A 15,276-nucleotide genomic window follows, 5' to 3' on the forward strand; every position below is an offset into this window, starting at 1 on the left:
TCGTGCCAACCTTCACGGCTGATCAGCCCGTCCGCCATCCGCAGCACGGCGAAGGTCGCGTCATCGCTGACCTTGGCGTCACCGTCGTCGTTCGCTTCGGCGTCGCGATCGAGCAGGTGGAGGCCACCGAACTTTCGCGCGTGCGCTCAATCAACGACGCGCTCGCGGATGGACAGTTCGACGACGCTCTTGCTTCGCTGTCTCGCGCACAGGCGCTCGCCATTCGCTCAGTGAACGACCAATGGGGCGTATTTTCGCGATCTCGCGTGCAGCTTCTGCCCCATCAGCTTTGGGTCTGCCGGCAGGTCACGCGCACGTGGCCCACGCGGTGGCTGGTGGCCGACGACGTGGGTCTCGGCAAGACCATAGAAGCCGGGCTGATTGTGGAGCCGCTCCTGTCATCCGGCCGGGTGCGGCGCCTGCTCGTCCTGACGCCGGCGCGTCTGGTGGGGCAATGGCGGGCGCGACTCAAGACCATGTTCGACATCCGACTGCAGGAATACGCCGCAGATCTGGACCGGGGTCGCATAAATTTCTGGGAAACCTCGCAGCAAGTGGTGGCCTCGTTCCACACGGTTCGCATGAAGGGGGCAAGAGAGAGGCTCCTTACGGCCGAACCGTGGGATCTGATCATCGTTGACGAAGCCCACCATTTCCAGGCTCAAGAGAGAACGACAACGCTCGCATTTTCCTTGCTCCAGGCGCTAGAGGACGCCGGCAAGGTCAAATCTCTCGTGCTGTTCACGGGCACACCGCACCGCGGTAAGGATTACAGCTTCATGTCCCTTATGCAGCTCGTGCGACCGGACCTTTTCGACCCGGAGCGCGAAATTGGAGACCAGCTTCCTGATCTTCACAAGGCCATGATCCGCAACAACAAGGCCTTGGTGACGGATCTCCAAGGCAACAAGCTATTTCGTCCCGTCGCCACCGAGACCGTCGATTACGGCTATTCGGCCGCGGAGGCCGCATTCTATGGGACGATGAGCGATTTCATCATCGACGGCAGAGCATATGCGCTGAGCCTCACCGGCCGCCAGCAAACGGCGAGGATGCTGCTTCTGATCGCGCTCCAGAAGCTGGCAGCGAGCTCAATCGCGGCAATCGGAGCTGCCTTGGAACGTCGCCGCGCGACGCTTGCCCGGCGATTATCGGAAGGCGCGGCTCCCGAAGAAAGCGAGCCTGAGACCTTGGACGAGGCTGCGGAGGCTGAAGAAAGCCGCCCGGATCAGGTGGCGCTGCTGCTCATGAAGGACGAGATCGAGCGCCTCGACGAGATTTTGGAGCTGGCTCGAAAGGTCGGACAGGAAACCAAGGTCACGCGCCTCCTGGCACTGATCGAAACTCGTCTTCCTTCCGATGAGCCCGTGCTGCTGTTCACCGAATACAAGGCGACTCAAGCACTCGTGTTCTCTTCCATTGAGAAGCGTTTCGGATCTGGCTGCATTGGTTTCATCAACGGCGATGAAAGACTGGTCGTCGCCGGCGGCGCGAATAGGAGTCGCATGTTACAGTGCCCTCGCGACATGGCCGCGGCAGACTTTAACGCCGGCCAGACGCGGTTCCTCATCTCCACCGAAGCAGGCGGCGAAGGTATCGACCTGCAGGAGCGCTGCGCGACGCTCGTACATGTCGATCTTCCATGGAACCCCATGCGCCTGCACCAACGCGTCGGACGACTGAACCGTTACGGCCAAAAGCGGCCCGTACAGGTGTTCCTTCTGCGAAACCCGGAGACCGTCGAAGCGAGGATTTGGGCGCTGCTGCAGGAGAAGTTAGCCCGCATCCAGTCTGCCCTTTCCGCATCTATGGAAGAGGCGGAAGATATATCCCAGTTGGTGATCGGCATGAGAAGCGGCGGGTTCTTCGACGAGCTTTTCGCCGAAGGGCTGAGGCGTCCATCCGACAGCCTCTCTGATTGGTTCAATGCGCAAACGGTTCAGTTTGGGGGAACGGATGCTGTTGAAGCAGTGCGTGCACTTGTCGGCAATGTCGCGCGTTACGACTTTCAATCGTCGAGCGCCGAGATCCCGAAGCTTGACCTGCCTGCGCTCGAACCCTTTTTTCGCCACGCGATGCAGTTGGCCAACCGGCGCGTCACGCGGTCGGAGACGGGATTGTCGGTCGCGACGCCGGAAAGCTGGCGCGGGAGCCCTGATTTGAAAGGCAGATATGACGGACTCGTCTTGGAGCGCACGCTGCCGGCTGACCAGGCGATGGTCAGATTGCTCGGGGTGGGGCATCCGCTCATGGACCGCGCGCTTACAGAGAGCAATGATCGACAAGCATTCCTCGCGCGGGTCAAAGGCCTTTCGGGGCCGCTTGTCATTGCTTTGGCGGAAGACGAGATTACGGGTACCGGAGCGACGGTTCACAGGGTGATTTTCGGCGTCGACGGTTCGCCAGGATGTAGTGTGTCTTGCCTTCGAGATTGGGAGTTGCTGTCACGCATTAATGAGCTTCAACCTTGCACTGAGGCAGCTTCCAGCCCGTCGATAGATGAGGTTTCGGCAATTCGGCAACTGATCGGCAATCTCCTCACGACGGCTTCTCAATTGGCGCTGCCATTTCGGTGCCCGCGTTTCACGCCGTTGATGGCGATGCTTCCGGGGTCTTGAATACTTAGCCCGGCAGCAATTCCATTTTGAGTACAGCGCGACGCAAAAAGGTGTTTCGATGATTAATGGTTCTCGCAAGCTTCCAACACAGCACATTTCTATCCGTGTCCCTTGGCACGACACCGGTTGGGCGGGGCGTGTCTGTAAGAGTCCGCTCGGGAACACCCATTGCCTTGCATTGCCGCGCATCGGCGACACCCGAGACGACGCGTGGGAATCGTCCGTCTGTGGCGAGTTGTTCGACGCGGAAGGCGCTCGTCTGCCTGCCTGCGCCGCCGAGCGCGGCGCCTTCATGGCCGATTTCGCATACGAACGCCGGTTTCCCCATCCCTACGAACACAACAAACTTTACGAACACTTCCGGCGAACAACGTTCGTTCACGCACCACGATCCGCGTCGGCTGTGCCTTTTGCTTGGATGATGAAGGGCGACGATGGCGTTCCGGAGTACGCGCGCCGCCTGGCGCTCGGATTCAGCACGGATTTGGAGCCGGACCTCGGATTCCAGAGCATTTGGGTTCAGGAGCGCCGCAATCAACTGGTCATGCTGGACACGTTTTTCGGCGCGATAGAACCTCAAGAATCTCTGGTCTTCTTCTACGCCAAGAAGACCCCGCTGACCGAAGATCCTCGTCGCGTCATCGTCGGGATCGGCAGGGTCACGAAAGTCGGTGCCGCTACCGAGTACTCCTATGAGAACGCGCCCAAGGACACCATGCGTTCGATGGTCTGGGAGCGCAACGTGAGTCATTCGATCAAGCCCGGAATCGGCGATGGCTTCCTGCTGCCCTACGAAGAGCTGCTTGAGTACGCCCAGAACCACCCGGAATTCGATGTCGCGCCCTTCGTGCTTCACGCGCCAACTGAGGCGTTCACGGCGTTCTCGATGGGGTCGGAACACGTCAGCCACGACCAGGCGATCGCCGTGCTGCTGACAGCGGCCACCGTGGTTGGTCGATACGAAACGTTGCTGCCCGGCGACTGGACTTCGGCGCGCCAATGGATCGACAACGAACTCAACCGCCTCTGGCGTCTTCGCGGCGCATACCCCGGACTCGGCTCGGCGCTTGGCGCCCTCGGCCTCTCGAACGGCACGTTGCTGGCGCACGCCGTCGGCAACCTCCTGCATTCGGATGGCTCCAAAGACATCCGCGATCCTTGGCCCGTCGTCGAGTCGGTTCTCAAAGATCCCAAGAAGCTGCCGGCGGATCTCGTCGGCTCGGTCGGGCCGGTCGCGGCAAAGCTCTGGGCGAGCCTGCATCCGGAAAGGCGCGACCTCCTCAAACTGCTCGCCCGCTTCGAGATTTCAGCTGACCAGGCCGAACGCTGGTGGGTAAAGGAGAAGCGCGCGAAAGCAGGCACCAACGTCGAGGACTCGGCGATTCTCGCCAACCCCTACCTGTGCTACGAGATGGATCGCAGGCGTCCTGACAGCATCCCGCTTCCCGCCATCGACCGGGGCTTGTTCCCTGATCCGAACGTGCTTGCCGCCATTCCGATACCTGCGCCATCCGCGTGTCCGGAAGCGATCGATCCCCGCCGGGGCCGCGCGCTGATCATCCAGTCGCTGGAAGTCGCAGCCGCCGAGGAAGGGCACACGCTGCTCCCGCAGGAGTGGCTGGTCGACCGTGTCCGCACAGCCGACGTGACGCCGCCATGTCCGATCACCGGCGACTGGATTGCCGCCTTCAAGGAAGGATTTGCACCGGAGCTTGAGCAGGCCGAAACCGCGGCCGGCGCGGCAGCCTGGCAGCTGAATCGGTTCGTCGGAACGCGCGCACTTATCCAGCGTCTCAAGCGCAGACTCGGGGGCGCGAGGCATGCCGGGGAACACGATTGGCGCGGACTGATCGACGACGCTCTGGGGGGAACCGCGAAGGACGGCGACTCGACGGAAAAGGCGGCACGCAAGGAAAAGGCGTCCGCTCTGGAAGAACTTTTCCGATCGCGCTGTTCGGTGCTGATTGGCCCAGCAGGAACGGGCAAGACCACGCTCCTGCTCGCGCTTTTGTCGCTTGACCCTGTGCGGAAGGGAGGCGTGCTCCTGTTGGCTCCGACGGGTAAGGCGCGAGTCCAGATGCAGAAGAAGGCCGGCGACGTTAAGGCGTACACGCTGGCGCAGTTTCTGCTGGGGTTTAATCGATACGATCCGCAGACCGGCTCCTATCTGGTGACGAACGCGCCTGGCCGGGAGAACGGCTTCGCAACGGTCGTCATCGACGAAGCCTCCATGCTGACCGAGGACCAGCTCGCGGCCACGCTCGACGCGATCGACCAGGCAAGCGTCCAGCGGCTCATCCTCGTAGGCGATCCTCGTCAGCTTCCCCCCATCGGTGCGGGCCGTCCGTTCGTGGACGTGATCCAACTGCTTCGGGAGCAGGAGGGCAAGCCTCCGCGCGGCCTGGCTGAACTCACGATCGTTCGCCGCCAGTCCGGTAATCCGGACCAACCGGATGCCGTCCGCGACGACGTCCTCCTTTCGCGCTGGTTCAGCGGAGAGGCGCCGGACGCCGGCGCGGACGAAGTGTGGGAGCGCCTGGCGAAGGGCGCTGCGTGCGGCATTCGAACCGTCAGCTGGGACGGAGGCGCCGACCTGCAAGCCAAGCTGCTCCATGAACTGACGACCCATATCCGTGCGAACGTCGATCCCGCGATGAGCGACGAGACGGCGTTCGAGGTCAGTCTCGGCGGCGGGGAATGGAACGGACGCGCCTATTTCAACGCGTCCCGTGAAGACGCTGATGGACGGCGCCAAGGAGGCGGTGCGGGCGTCGAGGCATGGCAGATACTTTCGCCTATCCGCGCGGGAGAAATCGGCGTCGACGGGTTGAACCGCTGGATCAAGCGATTGTTTCGCGTCTCTGTTCTGAAGTGGGCGGAGGCGGAGCCGCATTGGTTTCGCAAGATCGCCAAACCGTTTGGCAACCAGGCAATCCTCTATGGCGACAAGGTCATCAACCTCTCCAACGGGCGGCGATATGACGTCTACCCAAAGATCGAAAAGGCCTACCTCGCGAACGGCGAAATCGGCCTGGTCGTCGGCCAGTACAAGGGCAAGAACTGGAAGCTGAGAGGTCTGCCATCGAAGCTGGAGGTCGAGTTCTCCACCCAGCTCGGGGTGAAATTCGGGTTCGGTGGTTCGGATTTCAGCGAAGACGGAGACGAGCGGCTCGAATTGGCCTATGCGCTGACGATCCACAAGGCGCAGGGCAGCGAATTCGGAACGACCTTCGTGATCGTGCCGAACCCGTGCCGCCTGCTGTCGCGCGAGTTGCTTTACACGGCGCTGACCCGCCAGCAGCGCGAGGTCGTCCTGTTCCATCAGGGCGATATGCGCGACCTGATGAAGCTTTCAGGCGCGGACCACTCGGAGACGGCAAGGCGGCTGTCCAATCTGTTCCGCGCGCCTGAACTGGTTGCATATGGCGGCTCGTTCTATGAAAGCGGCCTCGTCCACCGAACCGTGCGCGGCGAACTGGTGCGGTCGAAGTCCGAGGTCATCATCGCGGACATGCTGGACGGTCTCGGAGTTCCCTACAGCTATGAACAGCCTTTCACCGCCCCGGACGGCTCCGTAAGGTATCCCGACTTCACGGTCGACGACGCCGAGACCGGCAGGCGACTGTTGATCGAACATCTCGGGATGATGGACCGCCCCGACTATGTCTCGCGCTGGAAAAGGAAGGAGAAGTGGTATCGGGACGCAGGCGTGGCGCCCGTCGCCGAGGGCGAGGCGGAGATCGGGCTGCTGACGACCACGGAAGTCGGCGGCTTCGACGCGGCTGCTATCAAGGCGCAAATTATTGCTGCGATGGGACTTTGAATGAGAAGCCCACGCACGTTCGGCAACAACTTGACGGAAGCCGTGATGCACATCGGCGTTCGCTTGTTGTCGCAGAAATCAACTGCGGACGTCGAAATCAGGCCTTGCTCGTCCGGAAAATGGATGGGAGGAACGCGGCCCTTTATCGCGCTTAAGGCCGAAGCCCGGAAAGGATTGCGAATATCCGGGGAAATTGAGCGCGGGTTTAGCAATGACGACGGTCCCTCCCGCAACTCGCAATTCTTAGCTCGCAGCGTCCGGCTGCCAAAATGCGCGCTGAGGCACGCCTCCATCCCGACGATGCTGGGCCGAATCTTTCCAAACACGTTTGCAAGGCTGAGCCGCTTGATCTTCTTCCGGAAGGCCACCTCGCCGTTGCACCCAAAGCCGACGAGGTGAAAGACTCTTTGCCAATATCTATGCCGATCGCCATCAAATCGGGGACCGCCTGCTCCGTCTTGCTTTCCATGGCGTGCTTCGCCTTTTGACGGGTGCGGTCTGCGCAGACTATCCCGTGGGGCGGGAAGCAGCCGGTCCATCCCATTTTAGGCGTCGTACGGCGCTGGCTTGAGAATGTCGGCTTAGTAGTTAATTTCATTCCGTTAAGCTTGTGCGGATTCCGAAGCTGCCACTGTCAATTCCCGCGCCCGCGCTTTCAAATACCCGATCTCGCCATGACCGCACCTGAAAAGCTCGCCCGATCGTTCGTCCGTTCCGCGCATTCCGTCGAAGGGAAACATGACGACGGATCGAGCGATTCATCAGCTGCTAGCCATCAGCCGTATCGTACGCTAACGTTAAGTTGGCAACCGGAAAGCGCGACTTCCTTATGCAAGGGTGGTTTTCAAAACTCACAGCTCTACTTGGCTGGCGTAAAATGAGCGAATTTACCTTGAGGCAGCTATGGGTTATATCGTAATTTGTTTTTCAGAAGAAGACAGAACACTCATGGCTGATTTACAGCGAGTGCTCGAGACTCGACAAATTCCAGTTTGGACATATCTGAACAATGAGATCGGTATTCGCATATCTCCTGAAATCGCAGGCAAAATACGGGCAGCTACGGCAGTTATCGTATTGTGGACACCAACAAGCGTTAACTCAAACTGGGTGCAGTCTGAGGCGCAATACGCGCTCGATAATCACGTTGCGCTCCTACCCGTATGCAGTGTTAATCCGAAAGATCTGAAAATCGAGCCTCCGTTTAACACTCTTGTTGCAACTAATTTGTCGAACTGGAATGGTGAAGACAATGATCCATGTATAGCTCCTTTGTACGACATAATCGGTTCATTATTTTCGAAATCACGGACGTCAATTAATTTTAATTCACTAAAATTATTTCGCAAATGGTACTTGCTTGCTAAGAGCAGCGAAATAGCACAGGCGCGCGAACTAATCGCAAAGAGGAGAGTTTGCTTTTTGTTTGGAGAAAATGCACTTGTCGACACATTTGAGGAAGCTATTTTTAATGAACAGCTCGATCAAAAAGCTCAGTCACTTATAATACCGAGTCGGGTTGATTTTAAAGACGATGTCTTAGATTACATATATAAATACATACAAGATAACCAAGCATGTCTTGGAACCGTCTCAGGCCAACATGTGTTAAACTCTGTTTTGGCCGCGATTGCATGGTCTTCGCTAAGAGCAATCGAATCGGCAACAAATCAAAGCCTCAAACCTTCAACGCTCATGGAATTCGCCGCGTCATATTTCTACAGCGAATTGAAGGTTGCCTCGAAAATTCGGCTCGCGACCGAGTTAAGCCACGCTAAGGACTTTGCTCTATTCATGTTCGCGTACATCGAACGTAAGATTAGCGATATCCAGAAAAAGACGCGTCCGCACCACATATTGCTATTGCCAATGACGCAATTAGGATCGCGTTTCGCTAGCGACTACGTCTGTGCCCCTGGCCAGCAAGATCACTTCGCGACGTCAGTGCCAGAATCTATCGCCAGCGCGTTTGCTGATATCGTAGCACTCAATATGAAACAAGGGTCGATATCTTACTTGATTAAGACCTCCGGTCTGCGTGACGTTTCGAGAATTGTATATATCGCACTTAATGCAACAATCGTTCCCCCACCTTTGACTCGAAATGATATTGACTCTTTATTCGGACAGCTAACTCAACAAAAGTGTGACGAGGCCGCGCTGAATGACGTGTTTGAGTTTACGGGAGGCGCGAGTGAATTCGTTGTACAGTTGCTCGATTACATGCAGCGAGCGCCAGGGCCCATTGCAACGAGGAATAACATCCAAGAAGCAATCAAGATGCTGTCAACTGATCTTCGCAACATGACGAGCATTAAAACGGACGGGGAAGCCGATCCGATCTTAGCGTATCGGGAATTCCTTTCCTTAAGTGCTAAACCTGTAGATTATCAAGAGTTCGATGGATACGCTGATACTAGGAGCAGAAGCTGGAATGGGTCACTTGAGCGCTTGATCAACTGTGGTCTACTGACACTTAGTCCACCCGATAGCGAGAACACTCTGCCGCCGCTACGGTTCTATCCGACTGTTTATATCAATAAGAAAAGTATTGCTGCAAAGTCTGTCGTCCGCGCGATGAAACAGCCAGCGGCCGGAGAATGACATGCCTATCACGTTAGAAGAATTAGCTGATCTATTGCAAGATTATGGCCTTCGCGCAGGCACCAATTCGATCGAACCGGTCGCGCTTATTTCAGATATTAATTTACCAAAAGGCGTAAGGCTATTTAGGTGCGTTTGGACTACGCCTGTGCGGGTACATCGGGAATTGTTATTTATTTGGCCGCACGAGCATAGCCCCCCCGAGTTGGTGGATGCAATACACACGCTCTATAAAATAGGCCCCCCAGGGTACGATGGCATCTGTTTCGCGCTTAGCGAAAAACACATGAGCGTTCAATTACCTCCTAGCGCGGCCGAGGCTGTGTCGGTCATTTACGGCGCGCGCGACTTATTGCGGCTCTTGGTATCTCCTTCACACGATTTGACAAATCGGATACTCCAACAACCGCGCGCTGAATTCAATTTGATTGAATTTCGAAGAAGATACCAACCGAGGCAAGCGACCGTTGTGAGCAACGCTCCGGGAACCGTCGATTCTCGACCCATCGGAGCGCCTATTAATCTGACGGATCATCTCCACCGATGGGCGAATCTTCGTAGTTTATCAAAGCCGATTATATTGCTTGGCGAGCGGGGAAGCGGAAAAACGTGGGAGATTATCAATTTCTGCGTGCAACAAACAACGAGCCATACGGCTGATCCGCTCAGAAATGCAATCGCTCTTTACTATCCATTGCAGGAACTCCGTCGATCTAATGATCGGACATACGAATTCCGTCCAAGTTTTCCAGATTTGTGCTTGCGGCAATACGGTATAGGGACTCCTCCAGGACTGAAGGTGTTATGGGACGCGAAAGGTGTGTCCGCCCTTATGAATGCAGGTTTCATTGTTACATGTCTTGATGGTCTTGATGAACTCATTGACGATCCGGGCTCAGAGCACACCTTTCAACAAATTTGGCAACTCATATCGTCGTTGTCTGCTGGAAGTAAATTTCTAATCACCTGTCGATCGGCATACTTCGATTCACTCCATCGAATGTTGTCGCTTCCGACTTGGGGTGGAATGAGTCTCAAGGACAGATTTGATATTATCGAGTTAATGCCATTTTCCGCCTCGACCGTTGAAGACTACGTTGCGACCGTCAACAACAGCGAGCAGATTGGCGCTTCCAACTTAAGAGAGCTAGTTTCAGAAATAGTACGCACGGATAACACTAACATAGAACTCATCTTTGAGATCATCGCCACCTTAGCGACGCGCCCTGCGGCTCTTTCGGCTCTTGAAGACATTGCGGAAAGTTCCGGAGGCCGGCGGATGAGTGTGACCTCGCTTCTAGAGCGGTTAATTTACGGTGTAACCATCGACTTCAATCTGGGTACAGGCCGCACGCGGTCGGCATTTATTTTCGAGGGAAAGCGATTTTCCATAGACCGCGAGACGCGCACACGCGTGCTTGAGGAACTGGCAGCGATTCTAGCGGACGATCGAACCGATATATTCGCACCATCACGTCTGGCTCAAAGCTTAACGATTCGGCTTGGGATAGCGACGCCGGAGTCGCTTCAAGCCGATATGCGCGCGCAGACTGTTCTCGAGTTGGTCAACCAAGACTGCAAATTGGGTGTCCGGTTGTGCCAAGAAACAGAGGGTTTACTTAAGTTTGGCTTCTCCCCTGAGAAAAGCGCGAATTTGAAGTTCCTAGCATCGTCCCCGAGTTTAGACGGTAACGCTGCTTTGTGTCCAGGTGCCGATCGGCTTTTCAGAGAGTCTGCTATACGATCGCCGGTATGTGTGACTTCGATCGCAGGGGCCTATTTCGCTGCGGCTTGGATGGCGCGGAGATTGGGTGATCTCGAAACGATTAACCGTCACAGTGGAACAGTGGATGACAAAGAATGGCTGACGCCGCTCGGCCGTTTTCCGATTGGACCCGTTGGCGGGCTGATCCTGAGGGAAAAGCTTGTTTCCCTCCACGGGACTAAAATCCTCAAAAAAATCGAACGAATTGCCCGCCAAAATACTGTTCGTTCTGCTCGCCTGGAAGGTTTCAGCGTTTTTACGGCTCCGCTCCGCTATCTATGGCATAATCTTGAAGCGATGCGAGTCATCACTCAAGCTCAGCGAGAAGGCCTCGATCCTTGGACCGAGGAGGTGGCGCAGATTGAGAACGTCGGGCTCGGGCTCAGGATGGTGTTGGTGGATGCGCCGGAGCAGCAATTTAATGAGGCGAAGTGTGGACGCTTCTCGCCTTCGTCCCAATCTTTCCTAAATCGTGAGGATTGCGACGAGGTAATCCCATTCTTGATGACCACCACCGAAGTGACAAACGATCAATTCCTCGAGTTTCTCAACTCTTCTGGCGGCGTTGCTTGGCGTCCTGAAAATATTACGATCGCGGGAGGTGGCCGCGCAACCGTAGACGATGTCTCCTCAAAGTCACAATTTACGAACGAATACCACTTGTACCATTGGAAGCATGCACCTGAAACTGACTGCAATGCGTTGTGCTGCGAGTACAAACCTCCTACGGAGGCGTCCCAACACCCCGTGACCTACGTGAGTTGGTTTGCTGCGGCTGCGTACTGCGATTGGCTTTCCGCGCGCGACCATAGAACTCTGGAGTATTCGAAAAGCCTCGGTTGTTCCACAGGACGAAATTATATAGAGCAAGTTTGTTGTGGTTACCGGCTCCCGACGGCGAGCGAATGGAAATGGGCCGCGCAAGCCGGTCGGCCCGAAGTCGAGTTTCCTTGGGAGCTTTACCCCTATTATATTTTACCAGACGTGCTCAACAAGTACGGAGATCTCGATCAGAATGTACCAGACGAGCTTCGCCTTGTTCTGAAGGACGCCATTGTTCAACGGGAAAATATGAAGCGGCTGCTCGTGGAGCAGAAGCAAACCACAACGCCCGTGGGAGAGGGAGATTTCCCGACATTGGGGGTGCTTGGTCTTGTTGGCAATGTGAAGGAGTGGTGCGACGACCAATTGCATTTTGATGGGACAGCGAAGCCGGAGCATATGATCTTGGGAGCAAGCGCAGCCCTCGGCGAGCGCAGCTTCAGATTCGACTATGCGATGGCGCTATTCCCCGAAAACACAAACCCTGACGTCGGGTTTCGGGTTGCTCGAAGCTTGAGCGCAAAGGAAATTAGCTCATTGAAACGACGGCGCGATGAGTTGCGCCTTTACGGAAGGACACGGCGCGCACGTGCTTGAAGGGCGCTGAGCCCTTCACGTGCTTCAACTAGCGTGGTAGAAAGTTACCGTTCCGTACGGTTGAGGCAGAGCCGTCACTTTTATCGCTTGAAATTCAAAGCTTTGAACTGGGGACGAAAATGGCAGCGTTAAGTCAGGCGCAGGGCTACCTTGTCATGATTGTTTTCGCGGTCTTTATGATCGCGGTGACACTTATTAGCTCCAGAAAATCAGTTTGGACATCCACACAAGAGGGGTTTCTTTACGCCGGCCGGAGCGTGGGAACCGTGATGGCGGCGTTTAGTATTGCGGCGTCCTGGATTTGGGCGCCGGCGCTTTTCGTATCTGTACAGAAAGCTTACGAATTAGGGCTCCCCGGGATTTTTTGGTTCACCGCACCGAATGTATTAGCCGTTGTAATCTTTGCTTTTATTGGGCCCGCCATCCGATCCAGAGTTCCTGGCGGCTTTTCAGTCCCAGATTGGATTCGTTACCGTTTCTCGGATGAAGGTGAAGCATATGCGTCACTGGCGCACAAATTGTATCTTATCCCGTATATCTGGTATCAAGTCATGGCCGTGACAGTACAGATATTCGTAGGCGGAATGATCTTGAATTTCTTCACGGCGATACCGCTGGTTGCGGGGATGGTGTTTGTCTTGGCTATCGTATTGTCGTACTCCTTAATAGCGGGATTGCGTGCGTCAATTGTCACTGACTTCGTACATTTAATATTTATCCTAGGTATTATTGGCATCGTCGTGCCTTGGGCATGGTTTGCGGCAGGTCCGGATTCGGTCATGCGCGGATTGGGAGGTATTGCCGGCAACGTCAATATATTCGATCCAAAGATTGCATTCTCGTTCGGCATCGTCACCTCAATAGGACTTATTGCGGGATCTATCGCGGATCAACAATTTTGGCAGCGAGTATTCGCCATTAAGCGAGAAAACTTGGTGCCCTCATTCGTGCTGGGTGGGCTACTGTTCGGTATCGTGCCAATCGTCGTCTCCGTGCTGGGTTTTATCGCCGCTGACCCGCAGCAGGGTATTTCGATGCCGGCCGGGACTGGGTTGCCGATGATCGGCGTGGCCACTGTTTTGAAGCTTCTGCCACTCTGGGTGTGCACCTTATTTGTATTTATGCTTCTTTGCGGCCTGTCGAGCGCGTTGGATTCAGGATTTGCTGCAATCGCCTCTCTTTACGCCGTCGATTTGCGTACACGGTCGAGCGACGAAACGATCGTTCTTAACAAAACTCGATTGGGAGAAGCGCTTTCCGAACGCGAAAAGGCTATTGCTGCTCAGCAGGATCCAACTGTGGTTCGAGCGGCACGTTTTTCGATGGTGGTCCTTGCATTCGCGGGCCTGATGGTTGCCTTTTTTGTAAGAGATGTGTTCCCTCTCGATCGTTTGTGGTGGATCTTTAATGGGATAGCCTCGATATTCGTCGTGCCTACAGTGCTCAGTATTTATTGGGACCGGTTATCTGCGAAGGGCGTTATAATTGGCATTATTGCATCTTTGATTGCTATGATTGCATTTATATATGGAAACTACGTTCAGGACGATGTGATCGTTGTATTTGGAGCTCTGGCTATAGTCGGTGTTAATCTGTTGTCATGTTTCATATTTTCAAGAAAAGTGCCTTGGACGCACCCGAAGCTGAACGCCACGAAAGACTATAACACTGTCTAGCGGGCGTTTTACGGAATTCTATGATATCCGGCCAGCTTACGCGTTGAGAAAAGGAAAAATTAATGTCCGCTCAATTGCCGAACGATTCGCAATATATAACTCCTATACTCCACAATCCGATGAGCGTCTGGCCTAACGACGATCTCTTGCTCAACCCGGCCGATCGTGATGACTTCGCGCGGCAGCACCCACGCTTGGCTCCCATATTTGACTGGCCGGAAATGCGTGATCTGTTCGTTCGGCACAATGATCCAGCGGTTGCCGCGCGCAAACAGAGCCGGCGGGCTGGGGTTCGCGCCGTATATTTGGGTGGCCTCAGCCTTGCGCTCTCTGCGCTGAATCCATTTCTTGTAAGCTTGGTGCCGCCATCAGGCGAAATCGCTCAATACGGTCAAATCATCCTTGGCGTCCTTTCCGCAGGGCTTGCGGTTTGCAGCACATTGATGGGCGTTGCTCAAGTCATGAGCGGAGACCAGAAACAACGTTGGCTCATTAACCGCTATTGGGCAGAGCGGATTCGCCAATTTCACTTCCAAGCGGTGATTAACAATCTCTCAGCGGTTGTGACGGCGATCAAGAATGGAACAGAATTAGGCAAATGGCGTGAGCTCCGCGAAGGGGAATTCAAGAGTTTTCAATACGCGGAGCAAAAAGACATCGCTACGGTATTGAATCGCCTCGAACAGGATCTCGCCGAGGACAACGTGTGGTTAAACAAATCGTGGGCGGCCGCGCCAGCGGCACCGTCGGAAAGCGATGATTTGACAGAACTGTTCAGCGGACTTGAGGCCCTCCGCTTTGATGTCCAAATCCGATATGTGGGCGACAAACTGAACGGCGGAATTTTCTCGCCGAAAACAAGAGCGGGGTGGTTTCTGCGCACATCAGACATTCTGACGTCTGTCATCGTTTTGCTCACCGCTGCGACCGGCCTTTCGCTGGCGTTCGGCGCAGACTCGAAGTCATCTTGGTTTTTATTGATCGTGGGACTGGGCGGAGTTTTGACAGCAGCGGTAGTGTCTTTGCGTGTTCTCAATGAAGGCCTTCAGCTTAGGGCCGAGACAGAGCGCTATGAATGGTATGTTGCGTCCGTCAAGTCGATAAAGCAGCGTTTCGCAAAGGCGCAGTTAGCCGAAAAAGTGGAATTGCTGCGCGAGATGGAGCGCCTTTCTTATCAAGAAATGCGGCGCTTTCTGATTTCATACAAGAACGCCCGTTTTATTATGTGATGTTACTGCGTCGCCGACGCTGTACCCGTGCTTTGCCCATCGCTAAAGCCAAATCCCGGTCCATCGTTACCGGTACGACGACCGCACATGGCGCCCGCCGCGGTTATCGGCGAAACTGGCAAGGGTCTGAATCCGTTGCGAG

At 55.4% G+C, this 15,276-nt stretch carries 6 protein-coding genes; all 6 read left to right on the forward strand.

Going from position 1 to position 15,276, the window contains the following annotated elements:
• Nucleotides 1-2 precede the first annotated feature (2 nt).
• The 6 genes from GJ654_RS12510 to GJ654_RS12535 all read left to right on the forward strand — a co-directional run bounded on the left by GJ654_RS12510 (nucleotide 3) and on the right by GJ654_RS12535 (nucleotide 15,134).
• Nucleotides 3-2,618: a DEAD/DEAH box helicase gene (locus GJ654_RS12510; protein WP_210350830.1), complete on the forward strand. Its 2,616-nt coding sequence runs from the start codon at nucleotides 3-5 to the stop codon at nucleotides 2,616-2,618.
• Nucleotides 2,619-2,853: 235 nt separating this feature from the next.
• Complete coding sequence (locus GJ654_RS12515) at nucleotides 2,854-6,441, forward strand: AAA family ATPase (RefSeq protein ID WP_196305540.1); 3,588 nt, start codon at nucleotides 2,854-2,856, stop codon at nucleotides 6,439-6,441.
• 903 nt (nucleotides 6,442-7,344) lie between these two features.
• Nucleotides 7,345-9,045, forward strand: a complete 1,701-nt coding sequence (locus GJ654_RS12520) for a toll/interleukin-1 receptor domain-containing protein (RefSeq protein WP_155446484.1) — start codon at nucleotides 7,345-7,347, stop codon at nucleotides 9,043-9,045.
• A gap of 1 nt (nucleotide 9,046) precedes the next feature.
• Nucleotides 9,047-12,229: an SUMF1/EgtB/PvdO family nonheme iron enzyme gene (locus tag GJ654_RS12525; RefSeq protein WP_155446485.1), complete on the forward strand. Its 3,183-nt coding sequence runs from the start codon at nucleotides 9,047-9,049 to the stop codon at nucleotides 12,227-12,229.
• Between the two features lie 119 nt (nucleotides 12,230-12,348).
• Nucleotides 12,349-13,905, forward strand: coding sequence for a sodium:solute symporter family transporter (locus GJ654_RS12530; protein WP_155446486.1), 1,557 nt, complete (start codon nucleotides 12,349-12,351; stop codon nucleotides 13,903-13,905).
• A gap of 62 nt (nucleotides 13,906-13,967) precedes the next feature.
• Entirely contained in the window at nucleotides 13,968-15,134 is a 1,167-nt protein-coding gene (locus GJ654_RS12535) for a hypothetical protein (protein ID WP_155446487.1), read from the forward strand.
• The last annotated feature ends 142 nt before the right edge of the window (nucleotides 15,135-15,276 follow it).

The organism is Rhodoblastus acidophilus, assembly GCF_009720655.1.
Lineage (GTDB): Bacteria > Pseudomonadota > Alphaproteobacteria > Rhizobiales > Beijerinckiaceae > Rhodoblastus > Rhodoblastus acidophilus_A.

Bases quoted from the DNA above. Each gene is read 5' to 3' on its own strand.
- GJ654_RS12520 (WP_155446484.1), top strand. From the start codon at position 7,345: ATGGGTTATATCGTAATTTGTTTTTCAGAAGAAGACAGAACACTCATG.
- GJ654_RS12525 (WP_155446485.1), top strand. From the start codon at position 9,047: ATGCCTATCACGTTAGAAGAATTAGCTGATCTATTGCAAGATTATGGC.
- GJ654_RS12530 (WP_155446486.1), top strand. From the start codon at position 12,349: ATGGCAGCGTTAAGTCAGGCGCAGGGCTACCTTGTCATGATTGTTTTC.
- GJ654_RS12535 (WP_155446487.1), top strand. From the start codon at position 13,968: ATGTCCGCTCAATTGCCGAACGATTCGCAATATATAACTCCTATACTC.